The organism is Methylobacterium sp. Leaf361 (genome assembly GCF_001424445.1).
Classification (GTDB): Bacteria; Pseudomonadota; Alphaproteobacteria; order Rhizobiales; family Beijerinckiaceae; genus Methylobacterium.
The window spans coordinates 483402-498837 of the sequence record NZ_LMPY01000001.1; the positions used below are offsets into that span (position 1 = coordinate 483402).

Annotated in this window: 17 protein-coding genes; 13 read left to right on the top strand and 4 right to left on the bottom strand. The window is 70.3% G+C overall.

The window, feature by feature from the left end:
• Positions 1-321: 321 nt before the first annotated feature.
• Positions 322-1101, top strand: coding sequence for a hypothetical protein (locus ASG32_RS02275; RefSeq protein WP_244491768.1), 780 nt, complete (start codon positions 322-324; stop codon positions 1099-1101).
• A gap of 23 nt (positions 1102-1124) precedes the next feature.
• Here ASG32_RS02275 and fdhD read toward each other — a convergent pair whose 3' ends face one another.
• Positions 1125-1898 (bottom strand): formate dehydrogenase accessory sulfurtransferase FdhD, encoded by a 774-nt coding sequence (gene fdhD, locus ASG32_RS02280; RefSeq protein ID WP_244491777.1) that lies wholly within the window; start codon positions 1896-1898, stop codon positions 1125-1127.
• A gap of 370 nt (positions 1899-2268) precedes the next feature.
• Between fdhD and coxB the strand changes: the two genes are divergently transcribed.
• The 10 genes from coxB to ASG32_RS02330 all read left to right on the top strand — a co-directional run bounded on the left by coxB (position 2269) and on the right by ASG32_RS02330 (position 11670).
• Positions 2269-3108 carry a cytochrome c oxidase subunit II gene (gene coxB / locus ASG32_RS02285; RefSeq protein ID WP_056522032.1) on the top strand — a complete coding sequence of 280 codons (840 nt, stop codon included), beginning with the start codon at positions 2269-2271 and terminating at the stop codon, positions 3106-3108.
• 50 nt (positions 3109-3158) lie between these two features.
• A complete protein-coding gene (gene ctaD, locus ASG32_RS02290; protein ID WP_020091411.1) occupies positions 3159-4787 on the top strand; it encodes a cytochrome c oxidase subunit I in 1629 nt (542 codons plus the stop codon).
• Between the two features lie 215 nt (positions 4788-5002).
• A complete protein-coding gene (locus ASG32_RS02295) occupies positions 5003-5953 on the top strand; it encodes a heme o synthase (RefSeq protein ID WP_056522035.1) in 951 nt (316 codons plus the stop codon).
• 5 nt (positions 5954-5958) lie between these two features.
• Positions 5959-6123, top strand: coding sequence for a hypothetical protein (locus ASG32_RS34325; protein ID WP_056522038.1), 165 nt, complete (start codon positions 5959-5961; stop codon positions 6121-6123).
• Positions 6124-6133: 10 nt separating this feature from the next.
• The gene (locus ASG32_RS02305; protein WP_056522040.1) at positions 6134-6745 is read left to right on the top strand and encodes a cytochrome c oxidase assembly protein; all 612 of its coding nucleotides are present in this window, start codon (positions 6134-6136) and stop codon (positions 6743-6745) included.
• A gap of 147 nt (positions 6746-6892) precedes the next feature.
• Positions 6893-7756, top strand: a complete 864-nt coding sequence (locus tag ASG32_RS02310) for a cytochrome c oxidase subunit 3 (RefSeq protein ID WP_056522043.1) — start codon at positions 6893-6895, stop codon at positions 7754-7756.
• Between the two features lie 115 nt (positions 7757-7871).
• The gene (locus ASG32_RS02315; RefSeq protein ID WP_170855114.1) at positions 7872-8282 is read left to right on the top strand and encodes a DUF983 domain-containing protein; all 411 of its coding nucleotides are present in this window, start codon (positions 7872-7874) and stop codon (positions 8280-8282) included.
• Positions 8279-9043, top strand: a complete 765-nt coding sequence (locus tag ASG32_RS02320) for an SURF1 family protein (protein WP_056522047.1) — start codon at positions 8279-8281, stop codon at positions 9041-9043. The genes ASG32_RS02315 and ASG32_RS02320 overlap by 4 nt, the downstream gene beginning before the upstream one ends.
• Positions 9044-9255: 212 nt before the next feature.
• The gene (gene sfnG / locus ASG32_RS02325) at positions 9256-10371 is read left to right on the top strand and encodes a dimethylsulfone monooxygenase SfnG (protein ID WP_056522050.1); all 1116 of its coding nucleotides are present in this window, start codon (positions 9256-9258) and stop codon (positions 10369-10371) included.
• 42 nt (positions 10372-10413) lie between these two features.
• Positions 10414-11670 carry an SfnB family sulfur acquisition oxidoreductase gene (locus ASG32_RS02330; RefSeq protein WP_056522053.1) on the top strand — a complete coding sequence of 419 codons (1257 nt, stop codon included), beginning with the start codon at positions 10414-10416 and terminating at the stop codon, positions 11668-11670.
• Positions 11671-11678: 8 nt separating this feature from the next.
• On the opposite strand, the gene ASG32_RS02335 is transcribed toward ASG32_RS02330, so the two are convergent.
• The 3 genes from ASG32_RS02335 to ASG32_RS02345 all read right to left on the bottom strand — a co-directional run bounded on the left by ASG32_RS02335 (position 11679) and on the right by ASG32_RS02345 (position 13136).
• Complete coding sequence (locus ASG32_RS02335; protein ID WP_056522056.1) at positions 11679-12566, bottom strand: cation diffusion facilitator family transporter; 888 nt, start codon at positions 12564-12566, stop codon at positions 11679-11681.
• 97 nt (positions 12567-12663) lie between these two features.
• On the bottom strand, positions 12664-12882 hold the full coding sequence (locus ASG32_RS02340; RefSeq protein WP_056522060.1) for a hypothetical protein: 219 nt from the start codon (positions 12880-12882) through the stop codon (positions 12664-12666).
• Positions 12879-13136 carry a hypothetical protein gene (locus ASG32_RS02345; RefSeq protein WP_020091400.1) on the bottom strand — a complete coding sequence of 86 codons (258 nt, stop codon included), beginning with the start codon at positions 13134-13136 and terminating at the stop codon, positions 12879-12881. Before ASG32_RS02345 ends, ASG32_RS02340 begins: the two co-directional genes overlap by 4 nt.
• A gap of 98 nt (positions 13137-13234) precedes the next feature.
• Here ASG32_RS02345 and queA point away from each other — a divergent pair, with 98 nt between their 5' ends.
• Together queA and tgt are read left to right on the top strand one after the other, a co-directional pair.
• Positions 13235-14299, top strand: coding sequence for a tRNA preQ1(34) S-adenosylmethionine ribosyltransferase-isomerase QueA (gene queA / locus ASG32_RS02350; RefSeq protein WP_056522062.1), 1065 nt, complete (start codon positions 13235-13237; stop codon positions 14297-14299).
• Positions 14296-15432 carry a tRNA guanosine(34) transglycosylase Tgt gene (gene tgt / locus ASG32_RS02355; protein WP_056522066.1) on the top strand — a complete coding sequence of 379 codons (1137 nt, stop codon included), beginning with the start codon at positions 14296-14298 and terminating at the stop codon, positions 15430-15432. Before queA ends, tgt begins: the two co-directional genes overlap by 4 nt.
• The last annotated feature ends 4 nt before the right edge of the window (positions 15433-15436 follow it).

A 15436-nucleotide genomic window follows, 5' to 3' on the forward strand; every position in this document is an offset into this window, starting at 1 on the left:
AGAGACTGCAGGCCGCGACGGTGTCGCCGCTCTGGATGACGGGCCGGGACCCGCCTCCGCGCCTCCGCAATCTCGCCCGAATCGCGGGTTCTACGGGTCGTGCCGAGCACAAGCGGCATGCGGGGCAACGACCTCGCCGGCATGGTCGAGGTCCGGGTCTACCGGCCCGGACCATGCCGGAACCGGACACGAACCGGACACTCTGCCGGGTCTCCAAACCCAGAACGCACAAGAGTGACGATGACGAGCAGAGCCGCTGCGCGCCTCCCACGCCCGATGAGCCGGACGCTTCGCGCCGCGTGCCTGTCGGCGCTCGCTCTCTTGGGCGCATCGGGCGGCGCGCGCGCGCAATTCGCCTTCGAGGAAGAGGTCCTTCCGCCTCGCGTCGTCGCTTGGCGCCTCGCAGATCGCGGGTTCAGCGGCCTGAGCCGCCCGCGCTTCGACGGGCGGGTCTACGTGGTCGACGCCGTCGGTCCCGCCGGCGCGCCCGTCCGGCTGTTCGTCGATCCCATGACGGGCGGGATCGTGGGCCGCCGGCCGATCGGTGCGCCCGAGACCGTCGCTCGGCTGGAGCGACCCGCACCGGGCTTCGGCTGGACCGAGGACGAGGTCGTGCCCCGCCGCGCGATGCGTCCGGTCCCGCCCGAGGACGGTCCGGTGGCGCGGCCCCAGCGCCGGCCGGGCACCGAGGCCCTGCGGCCCGAGGCCAATCCCGAAGGCGTAAATCCCGACAGCGTCGGCCGGACCGCTCCGCCCAACGCTCCGCCAAAGCGGGTCGCGCGCGGAGCGCTCGCCCGGACGCCGGAGCTGAAGCCGCCGCCCCGCACGTCTCCCGAGGCACCGGCCCCCAAGCTCCCGCCGGCCGATACAGCCAAGGCGGATCCGAACGCCGGTCCCGCGCCCGAGACCAAGGCGGCGGCGATCGAGAAGGCCCCGGCCCCGGTCCCCGCTGCGCGACCCGCCGCGCCTTCGAAGCCGGCCGACGCCGCCGTGGCCGAGACGGCCAAATCCGCCACGAAGGATTGGAAGGATCCGCCCACGGAACGGAAGCCGGTCCGGGTGATCGGCGGCGCGACCATCGTCCCGGGCCAAGCCGAGTAAATTCGGCGGACGGGACCGGCGCGTCACGCGCCGTTTGTCAGCCGCTCGGCTCCCGTGAACACCGTCACCGTGTCGGCCCGCGCGATGGCGCAGAGCGTGATGCCGTAGGACCGGGCCCGGTCGAGGGCCAGGGACGTCGGCGCCGAGATGGCGACGATCACGGCCGCGCCGAGCCGCGCGGCCTTCTCGACCATCTCGAACGAGCAGCGGCTGGTGATGACCAGGAAGCCCGAGTCCACGGGCGTCCCGGTGCGCATCAGGGTGCCGATCAGCTTGTCGAGAGCGTTGTGCCGGCCGACATCCTCGCGCACCGCCGCGAGGCCGCCGTCGAGGCGCGCCCAGGCCGCGGCGTGGACCGCGCGCGTCTCCGCGCCGAGGCGCTGGGCGCTGTCGAGATTCGACAGGGCGCGGGCGATGGCCGGCAGCTCGACCCGGACCTCGGAATCCGCCCGCTTACCGGCCTGCGGCAGTTGCGCCAAGTCCTCGATGCCGCAGACCCCGCAGCCGGTGCGGCCGCTGATGGCGCGCTTGCGCGCCAGATGCTCGCGGAGCCGGCCCGGCGCGAGCTCGATGTGGAGGCGCAGACCGTCCGACGCCGTCTCCACCCGGGTCGCGCGGATCTCCTCCGCGCTGTCGACGATGCCCTCCGTCAGGCTGAAGCCGTAGGCGAAATCCTCGAGGTCGGCGGGCGTCGCCATCATCACGGCGTGCGGCACGCTGCCGTAGACGAGGTTGACCGGCGCCTCGACGGCCAGCGCCCGCGTGTCCGGCCTCGGCGCCGAGCCCGTATAGGTCATCACCTGCATCGGCGCCGGCACCGCGCAGGGCAGAGGACCGGAGGTGGGGCTGCCGGTTTGGGTGGACATCTCGAACTCCGCAGGCGTGGCACGAACGCGTCGCGACGCTTCATCCCCGGCGCGACGCGACGGGGAACGATTTCGCCGGGCCCTAGTGCGCCGACGCCACGAGGCGCCGTCAACTGGCGGGAAAGCGCGCGATGCGACGCTTGTGCGGTTGCACGTGGCCGGCCCTTGTGGTCTGAAGCGCCGGTCGGATAATGCCGGGTGACACAACCGGTACTCCGTCACGTCGGTACAATCCCGCACGCGTTCAAGACGGGGAGGTCCGGCGGCAGCCAGACAGTTTCAGGGGAGCCACGAGAGGCAGATGCGGACGGTGCGGACGATCAACCGGTCACTCTGGAGCCTCGCCGCTCTCGGCGCCCTGCTCTTCCCGATATCCGGCGCGCAGGCCGCGGGCTTCGGTCAGCCCGTGCCGTGGGAGATGGACCGGCAGATCCCGGTCACCGAGAACGCGCGCGACATCCTGAACTTCGAGATCGGCCTGCACTGGCTGTCCCTCGCCATCTCGGTGTTCGTCCTCGGGCTCATCCTGTGGTGCGTCTACCGCTTCGGCGAGAAGCGGAACCCGACCCCGTCCCGAACCACGCACAACACCGCCATCGAGGTCGCCTGGACGATCGTGCCGGTGCTGATCCTGGTCGCCGTGGCGATCCCGTCCTTCCGCCTGCTGCGCACGCAGCTCTCGGACCCGAAGGCCGACATGATCGTCAAGGTCGTCGGCCACGCCTGGTACTGGTCCTACGAGTACCCGCAGACCGAGGCCGGCGGCGGCTTCACGTTCGATGCCAACATCGACGAGGACAAGCAGCCGCGCCTGCTCCAGACCGACAACGAGATGGTCGTTCCGGTCAACAAGATCGTGAAGATCCAGGTCACCGCCGCCGACGTGCTGCATTCCTGGGCGATGCCGGCCTTCGGCTTCAAGATCGACGCCGTCCCCGGCCGCCTGAACCAGATGTGGTTCAAGGCCGACAAGGAGGGCACCTTCCACGGCCAGTGCTCCGAGCTGTGCGGCCAGCGCCACGCCTACATGCCCATCGTGGTCCGCGTGGTCAGCGAGCAGGCCTACGCCGACTGGCTGAAGGAGGCGAAGACCAAGTACGCCCGCATCGACAACGGCACGAGCTTCGCCGAGGCCCGCTGAGCCCCGGCTGATCGAACAGACCCCATCAGATCCACAAGGCATTCGAATCCATGGCTACAGCCGCAGCCCATGCCGGGGCCCATGAGGTCCACGACCACAAGCCGTCGTTCTTCGCCCGCTGGTTCCTGTCGACGAACCACAAGGACATCGGCACCCTCTACCTGCTGTTCGCCTTCTGCGCCGGGATCATCGGCGCGTTCCTCTCCTTCGGCATCCGGATGGAGATGGAGGCGCCCGGCCTGCAGTATTTCTCGAACCCCGCGACCTACAACGTGTTCGTCACCGGTCACGGTCTCATCATGGTGTTCTTCATGGTGATGCCGGCGCTGATCGGCGGCTTCGGCAACTGGTTCGTGCCCCTCATGATCGGCGCGCCCGACATGGCGTTCCCGCGCATGAACAACATCTCGTTCTGGCTGACGGTGGCGGGCTTCTGCTCCCTGCTCTGCTCGCTGTTCGTCGAGGGCGCGCCCGGCGCGTCCGGCGCCGGCACCGGCTGGACCGTCTACCCGCCGCTCTCCACCGCCGGCCATCCCGGCCCGGCCGTCGACTTCGCGATCTTCGCGCTCCACCTGTCGGGCGCGGGCTCCATCCTCGGCGCGATCAACTTCATCACCACGATCCTGAACATGCGCGCCCCCGGCATGACGCTGCACAAGATGCCGCTCTTCGCCTGGGCCGAGCTGGTGACCGCGTTCCTGCTGCTGCTCTCGCTGCCGGTGCTCGCGGGCGCCATCACGATGCTGCTGACCGACCGCAACTTCGGCACGACCTTCTTCGACCCGGCCGGCGGCGGTGACCCGATCCTGTACCAGCACCTGTTCTGGTTCTTCGGTCACCCCGAAGTGTACATCATGATCCTGCCGGCCTTCGGCATCGTGTCGCACATCATCGCCACGTTCTCGCGCAAGCCCGTCTTCGGCTACCTCGCGATGGCCTACGCCATGGTGGCGATCGGCGTCGTCGGCTTCGTCGTGTGGGCGCACCACATGTACACGGTCGGCCTGTCGCTGCAGACGCAGTCCTACTTCGTGTTCGCCACGATGGTGATCGCGGTCCCGACCGGCGTGAAGATCTTCTCGTGGATCGCTACCATGTGGGGCGGCTCCATCCGCTTCACCGCCGCCATGCACTGGGCGGTGGGCTTCATCTTCCTGTTCACGGTCGGCGGCGTCACCGGCGTCGTGCTGGCCAACTCGGCGGTCGATAAGTACCTGCACGACACCTACTACGTGGTCGCGCACTTCCACTACGTGCTGTCCCTCGGGGCCGTGTTCATCATCTTCGCCGGTGTCTACTACTGGTTCCCGAAGATGACCGGTCACATCATCCCCGAGTGGGCCGGCAAGCTGCACTTCTGGCTGGCCTTCATCGGCGCGAACGTCCTGTTCTTCCCGATGCACTTCCTGGGCCTCGCCGGCATGCCGCGCCGCTACGCCGACTACCCGGACGCGTTCGCCCAGTGGCACAAGGTGTCGACCTACGGCGGCCACATCTTCGCGCTCGGCATGTTCGTGTTCGTGATCGGCGTGATCCTCGCCTTCCGCTCGAAGGAGCGGGCCGCGGACAACCCGTGGGGCGAAGGCGCCACCACCCTCGAGTGGACGCTCTCCTCCCCGCCCCCGTTCCACCAGTTCGAGACGCTGCCCCGCATCGTCGACGAGCCGGGCGCGCACTGATAGACACCCCGCGAGGGCCGCGTCCGCGGCCCTCGCCCTTCCCCGGAGGCCGGTCGGCCGACCTCCCGGCAAGGGCGAGCGATGAGGGCGACCCGCACGGGCCGAGGGAGAAGTCCTGGGCTCCGCTCACGCCGATCCTTGGAACACGTCGATTTCGAGACACGACTCGGCCGTGACGCGCGCGGCCGGGCGCCGACACAGCAGCGGCAGACGCGATGACGAGCCTGACGAACACGATCGGACCGGACGCTCCGGCCCCGGCCCTCACGACCGCCGGCGGCGACGTTCCCGACTACTTCGCCCTGCTGAAGCCGCGGGTAATGGTCCTCGTGATCTTCACCGCACTGGTCGGAATGGTGGTCTCGCAGGGCCACGTGCAGCCGGCCATCGGCGCGATCTCGCTCCTCGCCATCGCGGTCGGCGCCGGTGCGTCCGGCTGCCTCAACATGTGGTGGGACGCCGACATCGACGCGGTCATGAGTCGGACCGCAACCCGGCCGATCCCGTCGGGCCGGATCACCTCCCAGGAGGCACTGGGCTTCGGACTGTTCCTCTCGGTCGCCTCCGTGGTGGTGCTCGGGCTCGCCGCCAATCTCCTGGCCGCCGCGCTCCTCGCCTTCACCATCGTGTTCTACGCGGTGGTCTACTCGATGTGGCTGAAGCGGGCGACCGCGCAGAACATCGTCATCGGCGGCGCCGCCGGAGCCCTGCCGCCGGTCATCGGGCAGGCGGTGGTGACCGGCTCGGTCGGCGTCGAGTCGCTGATCCTGTTCGCCATCATCTTCATCTGGACCCCGCCGCACTTCTGGGCGCTGGCCCTGATCAAGGCCGACGAGTACGCCCGCGCCGGCATCCCGATGATGCCGAACGTCGCCGGCCCCGCCTCCACCCGCCGCCAGATCGTCTGGTACTCGCTGCTCCTCGCACCCCTCGGCCTCGTGCCGGTGGCCCTGGGCTTCGGCGGCCTCGTCTACGCGGTGGTCGGCCTCGTGGGCGGCCTCGGCATGGTGGCCTTCAGCATCCGCGTGCTGCGGAACCGCGAGGGCGATGCCGAGCGGCGCGCCGCCATGGGCATGTTCGGCTTCTCGATCCTCTACCTGTTCGCGCTGTTCTCGGCGCTCCTGGCCGAGCAGAGCTTCGGCCTGTTCCGCCCGGTCCTGGGTTGAGCGCCATGGCGGATCCCGAGATCCAGTACCCGCCGCTCACGCCCGAGCAGGAGGCGCGCCGCCGCAAGCGCTCGATCGCGATCGCGCTGGCGCTGGGAGCCTGGGTCCTGCTGTTCTTCGTGCTGACGATCGTCAAGCTCGGCCCTCAGATCCTGACCCGGCCGCTCTGAGGCGCCCCCGATGACAGTTCCTCCATCAGGATCGAACCGGGCCGCCACGCGCACCGCCCTCGCCTGCGCGGGTCTCGCCGTGGGCATGATCGGCCTCGCCTTCGCGTCGGTGCCGCTCTACGACGCCTTCTGCAAGGCGACCGGCTACGACGGCACGCCCCGGCAGGGACCGGCGCTCTCGGCCTCCGCGGCGCGGACCGACGACAGCATGATCGTCCATTTCGACACGAACGTCGCGCCGGGGCTGCCCTGGAAGTTCATCCCGGAAGTGCGCAGCGTCGAGGCGAAGCTCGGCGAGACGAAGACGGTCTTCTTCCGCGTGCAGAACACCGGCAGCGCGCCCTCCGCGGGTGTGGCGACCTTCAACGTCCAGCCGGGTCTGATGGGCGGCTACTTCGTCAAGATCGCGTGCTTCTGCTTCAACGAGCAGACGCTCCAGCCGGGCGAGACGCTGGACGTGCCGGTGGTGTTCTACGTCGATCCGGCCGTTCGGGACGACTCGAACACCGCGCATCTCTCGGAGATGACGCTGTCCTACACCTACTTCGCCTCCAAGAACGGTGAACCCGTGAAGGCGACGGTGGCGAAATCGTCTTCCTCGGGAACGAAGGGCGATTTCTGATCGCGGACCCGTGACAACACGGGGCCGCAGCGACTAAAGCTGCCAGCAAGCTTGGGCGTGGTGCGTGCCGCGCCCGGCCGAGGGCAGGCAACGAACAGCGTAAGGCCGGGAACGGCGCAGGGCGCGAGGGTGAGGAGCGACGGGACGATGGCCGAGGCGCACGCCAAGAATCACGACTACCACATCCTGAATCCGAGCCCGTGGCCGTTGATCGGAGCCTTCTCGGGCTTCCTCATGGCGTTCGGCGCCGTGTTCTGGATGAAGAGCCTCACGATCGGCACCCTGGCTCCCGGTCCCTACATCTTCGGGGCCGGCACGATCGGCGTTCTCTACACCATGTACTCGTGGTGGAAGGACGTCGCGCACGAGGCCAATTCCGGCGACCATACCCGCGTCGTCCAGCTTCACCACCGCTACGGCATGATGATGTTCATCGCCTCCGAGGTGATGTTCTTCGTCGCGTGGTTCTGGGCCTACTTCGAGGCCGCCCTCTACACCGCCGACCCGATCCAGGTCTCGCGCGTGGAGTTCACCGGCGGTGTCTGGCCGCCGAAGGGCATCGAGGCGTTCGATCCCTGGCACCTGCCGCTCCTGAACACGCTGATCCTGCTGACATCGGGCACCACCGTCACCTGGGCGCACCACGCGCTGATCGAGGGCGACCGCAAGGGCCTGAGGTACGGCCTGTGGCTGACGATCATCCTCGGCGTTCTGTTCACCGCCTGCCAAGCCTACGAGTACAGCCACGCCGAGTTCGGCTTCTCGGGCAGCATCTACTCGTCGACCTTCTTCATGGCGACGGGCTTCCACGGCGCCCACGTCATCATCGGCACGATCTTCCTGGCGGTGTGCCTGTTCCGCGTCTACGCGGGCCAGTTCACCCCGCGTCAGCACCTCGGCTTCGAGTTCGCCGCCTGGTACTGGCACTTCGTCGATGTCGTGTGGCTGTTCCTGTTCGCCGCCATCTACGTGTGGGGTTCGGGGGTCTTCCACGGCGGCGGCGCTCACTGAGCGAAACCATCCCGTCGCCGCATGGCGGATCTGCGAAGGGCGGCTCAGGCCGCCCTTCTGCGTTTCCGACGCCGCGCGAACCCCGTATCGACGAGAACGACCCGCGCGCGGGTCGATGGGGTCCCGCACGGAACAGGTCTGGAGTGTGCCCGTGAACAACCGAACCTACTCGCCGCCGCCGCCGATCCCGACCGGCCTGCGCGGCCGGTGCCCGCGCTGCGGCGAGGGTCACCTGTTCAAAGGGTTCCTGAGCCTGCGCCCCTCCTGCGAGGCGTGCGGGCTCGACTACGCGCATTTCGACTCCGCAGACGGGCCGGCCTTCTTCGTCATGTCGATCGTCGGCCTGATCGTGGTCGGTCTCGCCCTCTGGCTGGAGATCACCTACGAGCCGCCGATCTGGGTCCACGCCCTGGTGGCCCTGACCCTCTCGGTCGGGCTCAGCCTGATCCTGGTGCGGCCCCTCAAGGGCCTGCTGATCGCCCTGCAGTTCAGCAACCGGGCGGAGCAAGGGCGCTTCGAGCCGTGACCGCGAGCGGACCGCACCGCGCTGGCTGGCGCGACCTGGTCGCGCCGGGGCTCGCCTCGCTGGTTGCCCTGGCCATCCTGCTGGGGCTGGGAACTTGGCAGCTCGAGCGCAGGGCCTGGAAGGAAGACCTGATCGCCCGGATCGTGCGTCAGAGCCGCGCGGAGCCGGTGGCGCCGCCGGCCGCGGCGGCCTGGGATCCGGCGCGCGACGAGTTCCGGCACGTCCGGGTCAGCGGTCAGTTCCTCAACGACCGGGAAACCCTCGTGCACGGGCTGGCGCCCGGCGAGACGCCGGGCCGCGCCCTGCAGGGCTACTACGTGCTCACGCCGTTCCGCCGGGACGACGGGAGCATGGTGATCATCAACCGGGGCTTCGTCCCCACCGAGCTGAAGGCGCAGGGCGACCGCCGGGACGGCCTGATCGACGGGCCGACGACGGTCACCGGCATTCTCCGCGCCAGCGAGCCCCGTGCGATGTTCGTGCCGGAGCCGGATCCCGCCCGCGGGGAGTGGTTCAACCGGGACATCGCCGGCATCGCGGCGGCGCGCGGCCTCGGGACGGTCGAGCCCTACCTGATCGAGGCCGACGCCGTTCCCGGGCAGACGACGTGGCCGCGCGGCGGCCAGCTCCGGGTCGACCTGCCGAACAACCACCTGCAATACGCATTCACGTGGTTCGGCCTCGCCGCCTGCCTGATCGGCGTGTTCTCGGTCTTCGCGTGGCGCCGCCTGCACGATTTGCCCGCGGCCCGCGCCGCCTAGGACAAAGCCGCGCGCGCAGGATCTCGGCGAAGAAGAGTCTCGCCGAGATCGGCTGAAAAACGGCAACCCGTTCCTTTGACCGACGGCCATCGCCCCGGAATACTTTCGGTGTTCTTGAGCGATCGGTCGCGTTCTGCATAGTGTATTCAGTTCGCGGCGATCATCCGAAGACGACACGGCGCCCGACCGCCGTGCAACTGAGGTAACGCCGGATGACCAGCCATCTCGCCGACGCGGCGGCGCGCGAGCCGATCCGCTTCGCCTACTGGGTGCCCAACGTCTCCGGGGGGCTTGTCATCAGCAAGATCCCCCAGCGCACGAGCTGGGATGCCGAGTACAATCGGAAGCTGGCGCAGATCGCCGAGGAGGCAGGGTTCGATTACGGGCTGACGCAGATCCGGTTCACCGCGGGCTACGGCGCCGAGTACCAGCACGAATCGGTCGCCTTCAGCCACGCCCTGCTGGCCGCGACCACCAAGCTCAAGGTGATCGCCGCGCTCCTGCCCGGTCCCTGGCATCCGACTCTCGCCGCCAAGCAGATCGCCACGATCTCGCAACTCACCGAAGGCCGCATCGCGGTGAACATCGTCTCCGGCTGGTTCTCGGGCGAGTTCCGGGCAATCGGCGAGCCCTGGCTCGACCACGACGAGCGCTACCGCCGGTCGGAGGAGTTCATACGGAGCCTGCGCGGGATCTGGACGCAGGACAGCTTCACCTTCCGCGGCGACTTCTACCGCTACAGCGACTACACGCTGAAGCCGAAGCCGGCCCAGCCGCTGCCCGAGATCTTTCAGGGCGGCTCGTCGCGCGCCGCGCGCGACATGGCGACCCGCGTGTCGGACTGGTACTTCACGAATGGCGGCACGCCGGAGACGATCCGCGCCCAGGTGGACGATATCCGCGCCAAGTCGGCCGAGACCGGCAATCATCCCCGGATCGGCGTCAACGCCTTCGTCATCGCCCGCGACACCGAGGAGGAGGCCCGCGCCGTCCTTCAGGAGATCATCGACAACGCCGACCCGGACGCCGTGAAGGCCTTCGGTCACGAGGTCAAAAATGCCGGCAAGGCCTCGCCGGAAGGGGAAGGCAACTGGGCGAAGTCGAGCTTCGAGGATCTCGTCCAGTACAACGACGGCTTCAAGACCAACCTGATCGGCACGCCCGACCAGATCGCCGAGCGGATCCTGGCGCTGAAGGATGTGGGAGCGGACCTCGCCCTGCTGGCCTTCCTGCATTTCCAGGAGGACGTCGCGTATTTCGGCGCGCACGTGATCCCGCGGGTCCGCGCCCTCGAGGCCGACCGCGACCGGCGCGCCGAGGCCGCCTGAGCGCCGCCCGCCGAACCGTATCCCGACTGATCGGAGTGAGCCATGAACATCGCCGTCGATGCGCGCACGCTCGAGCCGGAGCACCGCCCGGGCGCTCCCGGCCCCGCGCGGCCGCCCTCACCCGCCCACGTGATCCGTGACGACGCCGAGGCGCTGGCCGTGGCTCACGGGCTCGCGGCCGAGTTCCGGGCCGGCGCGTCGGAGCGGGACCGCCACGCCGTGCGGCCGCTCAAGGAGCTCGACGCCTTCTCGCAGAGCGGCCTCTGGTCGATCAACGTGCCGCACGCCTATGGCGGCCCCGAGGTCTCCTACCGGACCCTCGCGCGGGTCATCGCCATCGTGGCGGCCGCCGATCCCGCCATCGCGCAGATCGCCCAGAACCATCTCGGCATCCTGGCGGCGATCCGGACGGTGTCGGACGAGGCGCAGAAGCACCTGCTGTTCGGCGAGGTCCTGCGCGGAACGCGGTTCGGCAACGCCTTCTCGGAGCGCGGCACCAAGCGGGCGGCCGATTTCGACACGCGCTTCACCGATCACGGCGACCACGTCGTAGTGCGGGGCCGGAAGTTCTACGCCACCGGCGCCCTCCTCGCGCACCTGGTCCCGATCGTCGCCCTCGATGCCGAGGGACGCGCCTGGTACGCCATCGCCGAGCGGGACGCGCCCGGACTCACGGTAATCGACGACTGGTCGAGCTTCGGCCAGCGCGGCACGGCGAGCGGGACCGTGCTGATCGACGACGTGCGCGTGCCCAAGACCCATCTGGTGCCGGCCTGGAAGGGCTACGCGGCGCCGACCGCCGACGGCGCCGTGTTCCAGATCATCCAGGCCGCGGTCGATGCCGGGATCGGCCGCGAGGCCCTCGACGACACCATCGGCTTCGTCCGCGAGAAGGCCCGCCCCTGGATCGACAGCGGGCTGGAGCGGGCGTCCGACGATCCCTACACGATCCAGGCGGTCGGCGACCTGACCATCCGGCAGCACGCCGCCGAGGCGCTGCTCGACCGGGCCGGGCTCGCCCTCGACGCGGCCGTCGCGCGGCCGGACGCCGAGACGGTCGCGGCGGCCCAGATCGCGGTCGCCGAGGCGAAGGTGCTGACCACCGAGGTCGCCCTGGCGGCGTCGAACAAGCTGTTCGAGCTGTCGGGGACCCGCTCGACTCTGGCCGCCGAGAATCTCGACCGTCACTGGCGGAACGCGCGCACGCACACGCTGCACGATCCCGTCCGCTGGAAATACGCGATCGTCGGCAACCACGCCCTCAACGGCGTGAACCCGCCGCTCCACGCATGGAGCTGATCGGCGGCCTACAGCACCGGCAATCCCCGCGCCTTGGCCTCCTCGCCGGGCTCGACGTGGATGGTCACCACCGCCCCGGGGATCGTCGTCTCCAGGGCGGATTCCAGACGGTCGCAGATCGCGTGCGAATCCTCGACGGTCATCGCGCCGGGGACGACGAGGTGGAAGTCGATGAAGGTCGCCTGACCGGCGGAGCGCGTGCGCACGTCGTGCGCCTCCAGCGCGCCCTCGCCGTGCTGGGAGATGAGCGACCGGATCTGGCTCACCATCTCGGCCGGGGCGGCCCTGTCCATGAGGCCGTCCACCGATTCCCGGACCATGCGGAAGCCGGACCACAGGATGTTCATGGCGACCAGCCCGGCCACCACGGGGTCGAGGACCGGGTAGCCCGTCACCACCACGGCGCCGACGCCGGCCAGGACGCCGCAGGACGTGATTACGTCGGCGAAGACGTGGCGCGCGTCGGCGATCAGGGCCGGCGACCGCCACCGCCTTCCCCAGCGCATCAGTGCCGCCGCCCAGACCGCGTTGACGATCCCGGCCGCGAAGTTGATCGCGAGGCCGACCGCGGGCGCGTCGAGGGCCTTAGGGGCGAGCAGCCCGAAATAGGATTCGCGCAGGATCAGCAGCGCCGCCACCACGATCAGCGCGCCCTCGATCACCGCCGAGAAGAACTCGGCCTTGTGGTGACCGTAGGGATGGTCCTCGTCCGCCGGGCGCGCGGCGACCCGCAGGGCCACGAAGGCGCCGATTGCGGCGACCACGTTGATGATGCTCTCCAGCGCGTCGGAGTACAGGGCGAGGCTGCCGGTGAGCCACGCCGCGTAGAACTTCATCGCCGTGACGGCGAGGCCGATGCCCGCGCTGAAGAGGGCGGCTTTCTGGGTGCGGTCCATGGTTCGCGCCGTTGGGGTGACGCCGCGCCCATACGGCACCGGCCGCGGCCAAGGCCACGGCAAAGGTTCGACGCCGCCGAAAACGTGTTAGCCGCGGCTAAGTCTCCGACGCGCCGCCGTTGTCGCGGGCGGCCTCGCGCCGCCGGCTCGGCTCCGCCTTGGCGCGCGCGGCCTCCGCCTTGCGCAGGAAGCGACGGCGCTGCCAGGCGAAGCGCGCTCCGGCGGCGCGGGTCTCCAGCCGGGCGGCCTCGCGCTCCCAGTACCCGAGGAGCTGCCCGTCGAGGGTGACCCGCCGGGGGCGACCGCGGGGCGTCACGCGTCGCTCCCCCGCGGCGCCGGCGGCTCGCCCGTCTCGGCCACGACCAGGGCGTCCGGATCGCCGCGGAAGCTGCCGGCGCCGGTATTCGGCACCGGGATTCCGGGGCTGCCGAAGGGCTGGCTCGGGTAGGCTGATTCGAACTTCGCGCGGGCGGTGTCGGGATCCTCGGCCTTCAGCACGATCTCGGACGTGCCGGGGAGCGGCCAGCGGGGATCGGCGGCGTCACGGGGGCGAACGGCGTACCAGGGCATGGATCGGGAGCCTCGCGTCTCGGTGACGCTGGAAACGGACGCGCTCCCCGGCGGTTCCGCGGTTGAAACCGCGTGCCGTTCGGTGCAGGCAGCCGGCGATGCGCGTGGACCTCTTCGATTTCGATCTTCCGGAGACCAGCATCGCCCTCCGCCCGGCCGAGCCGCGCGACGCCGGGCGGATGCTCGTGGTCCGCCCCGGCGCGCCGCTAGCCGACCGGACCGTGCGCGACCTGCCCGACGCCCTCCGGGCCGGCGATGCCCTGGTCTTCAACGACACGCGGGTGATCCCGGCCCGGCTGAACGGCGTGCGCACACGGCCCGGTGCTCCCGGCCAGCGCACCGAGGTGATGCTCCACCTGCGGGAAGCCCCCGACCGCTGGCGCGCCTTCGCGCGTCCGGCCAAGCGGCTCGCGGCGGGCGACGCGCTGCGCTTCGGCGATCTGGCGGCGACCGTTCTCGAGAAGGCCGAGGCCGGCGAGATCGTCCTCGCCTTCGACCGGGCCGGGCCCGACCTCGACGCGGCCATCGCCGCGGAGGGTGCCCTGCCGCTGCCCCCCTACATCGCGGGCAAGCGCGCCACGGATGACCGCGACGCCACCGATTACCAGACGGTCTACGCCCGCAATCCGGGGGCGGTCGCGGCTCCCACGGCCGGCCTGCACTTCTCCGACGCGCTGCTGGCCGATCTCGACGCCGCCGGTCTGCGGCGCCACCACGTCACGCTGCATGTCGGCGCCGGGACCTTCCTGCCGGTCAAGGCCGAGGATACCGAGGCCCACCGCATGCACGCGGAGATCGGCATCCTCGACGCCGCGACGGCCGAGGCCCTGAACGCCGCGCGGGCCGCGGGCGGCCGGATCGTCGCGGTCGGGACCACGGCGCTGCGGCTGCTGGAGAGCGCGGCCCGACCGGACGGCACGCTCGCGCCCTTCTCGGGACCCACCGAGATCTTCATCACGCCGGGCTACCGGTTCCGGGCGGTCGACGCCCTCGTGACCAATTTCCACCTGCCGCGCTCGACGCTGTTCATGCTGGTCTCGGCGTTCTCAGGTCTCGCGACGATGCGCGCGGCCTACGCGCACGCGATCGCCGCCGGGTACCGGTTCTACTCCTACGGCGACGCCAGCCTGCTCTTCCCGGGCCCGGGCGCGGACACCCCATGATCGACAGCGCACCCTTCCGCTTCGACCTGCTGGGCCGGGACGGCACCGCCCGCACCGGCGTGATCGGGACGCCGCGCGGCGAGATCCGGACCCCGGCCTTCATGCCGGTGGGCACGGCCGCGACCGTCAAGGCCATGTATCCCGGCCAGGTCCGCGATCTCGGCGCCGACGTGGTCCTGGGCAACACCTACCACCTGATGCTGCGGCCCGGCCCCGAGCGCATGGCCCGGCTCGGCGGCCTTCACCGCTTCATGAACTGGGACCGGCCGATCCTGACCGATTCCGGCGGCTTCCAGGTGATGTCGCTCTCCGCCCTGCGGAAGATCGACGAGCAGGGTGTGACCTTCCGCTCGCACATCGACGGCACCGCGCATCACATGAGCCCGGAGCGCTCCATCGAGATCCAGGGTCTGCTCGGCTCCGACATCCAGATGCAGCTCGACGAGTGCGTCCGCCTGCCGGCGGACCACGGGGCCATCGAGAAGGCCATGCACCTGTCGCTGCGCTGGGCCGAGCGCTGCCGCGTCGCGTTCGGCGAGCAGCCGGGACGGGCCCTGTTCGGCATCGTCCAGGGCGGCGACGTGCCGGCCCTGCGCGTCGAGAGCGCCCGCGCGCTGACGGATCTCGATCTCAAGGGCTACGCGGTGGGCGGCCTCGCCGTCGGCGAGCCGCAGGCGGTCATGTTCGCCATGATCGAGACGGTCGAGCCGCACCTGCCCGCCGGCAAGCCCCGCTACCTGATGGGCGTCGGCACGCCGGACGACATCCTCGGCGCGGTCGCCCGCGGCATCGACATGTTCGACTGCGTGATGCCGACCCGCGCCGGCCGGCACGGCCTCGCCTACACGCGCCACGGACGGGTCAACCTGCGCAACGCCCGCCACGCCGAGGACACCGCGCCGCTCGACGAGACCTCGACCTGTCCGGCCGCGCGGGACTATTCCCGTGCCTACCTGCATCACCTCGTGCGCTCGAACGAGATCCTCGGGATGATGCTGCTGACCTGGAACAACCTCGCCTACTACCAGGACCTGATGGCCGGCGCGCGCGCGGCGATCCGGGACGGCCGCTACGCGGAGTACTGCGCCGAGACCCGCGCCGGCTGGGCGAGCGCCGAGCGCGCCGCCGCCTGACCGG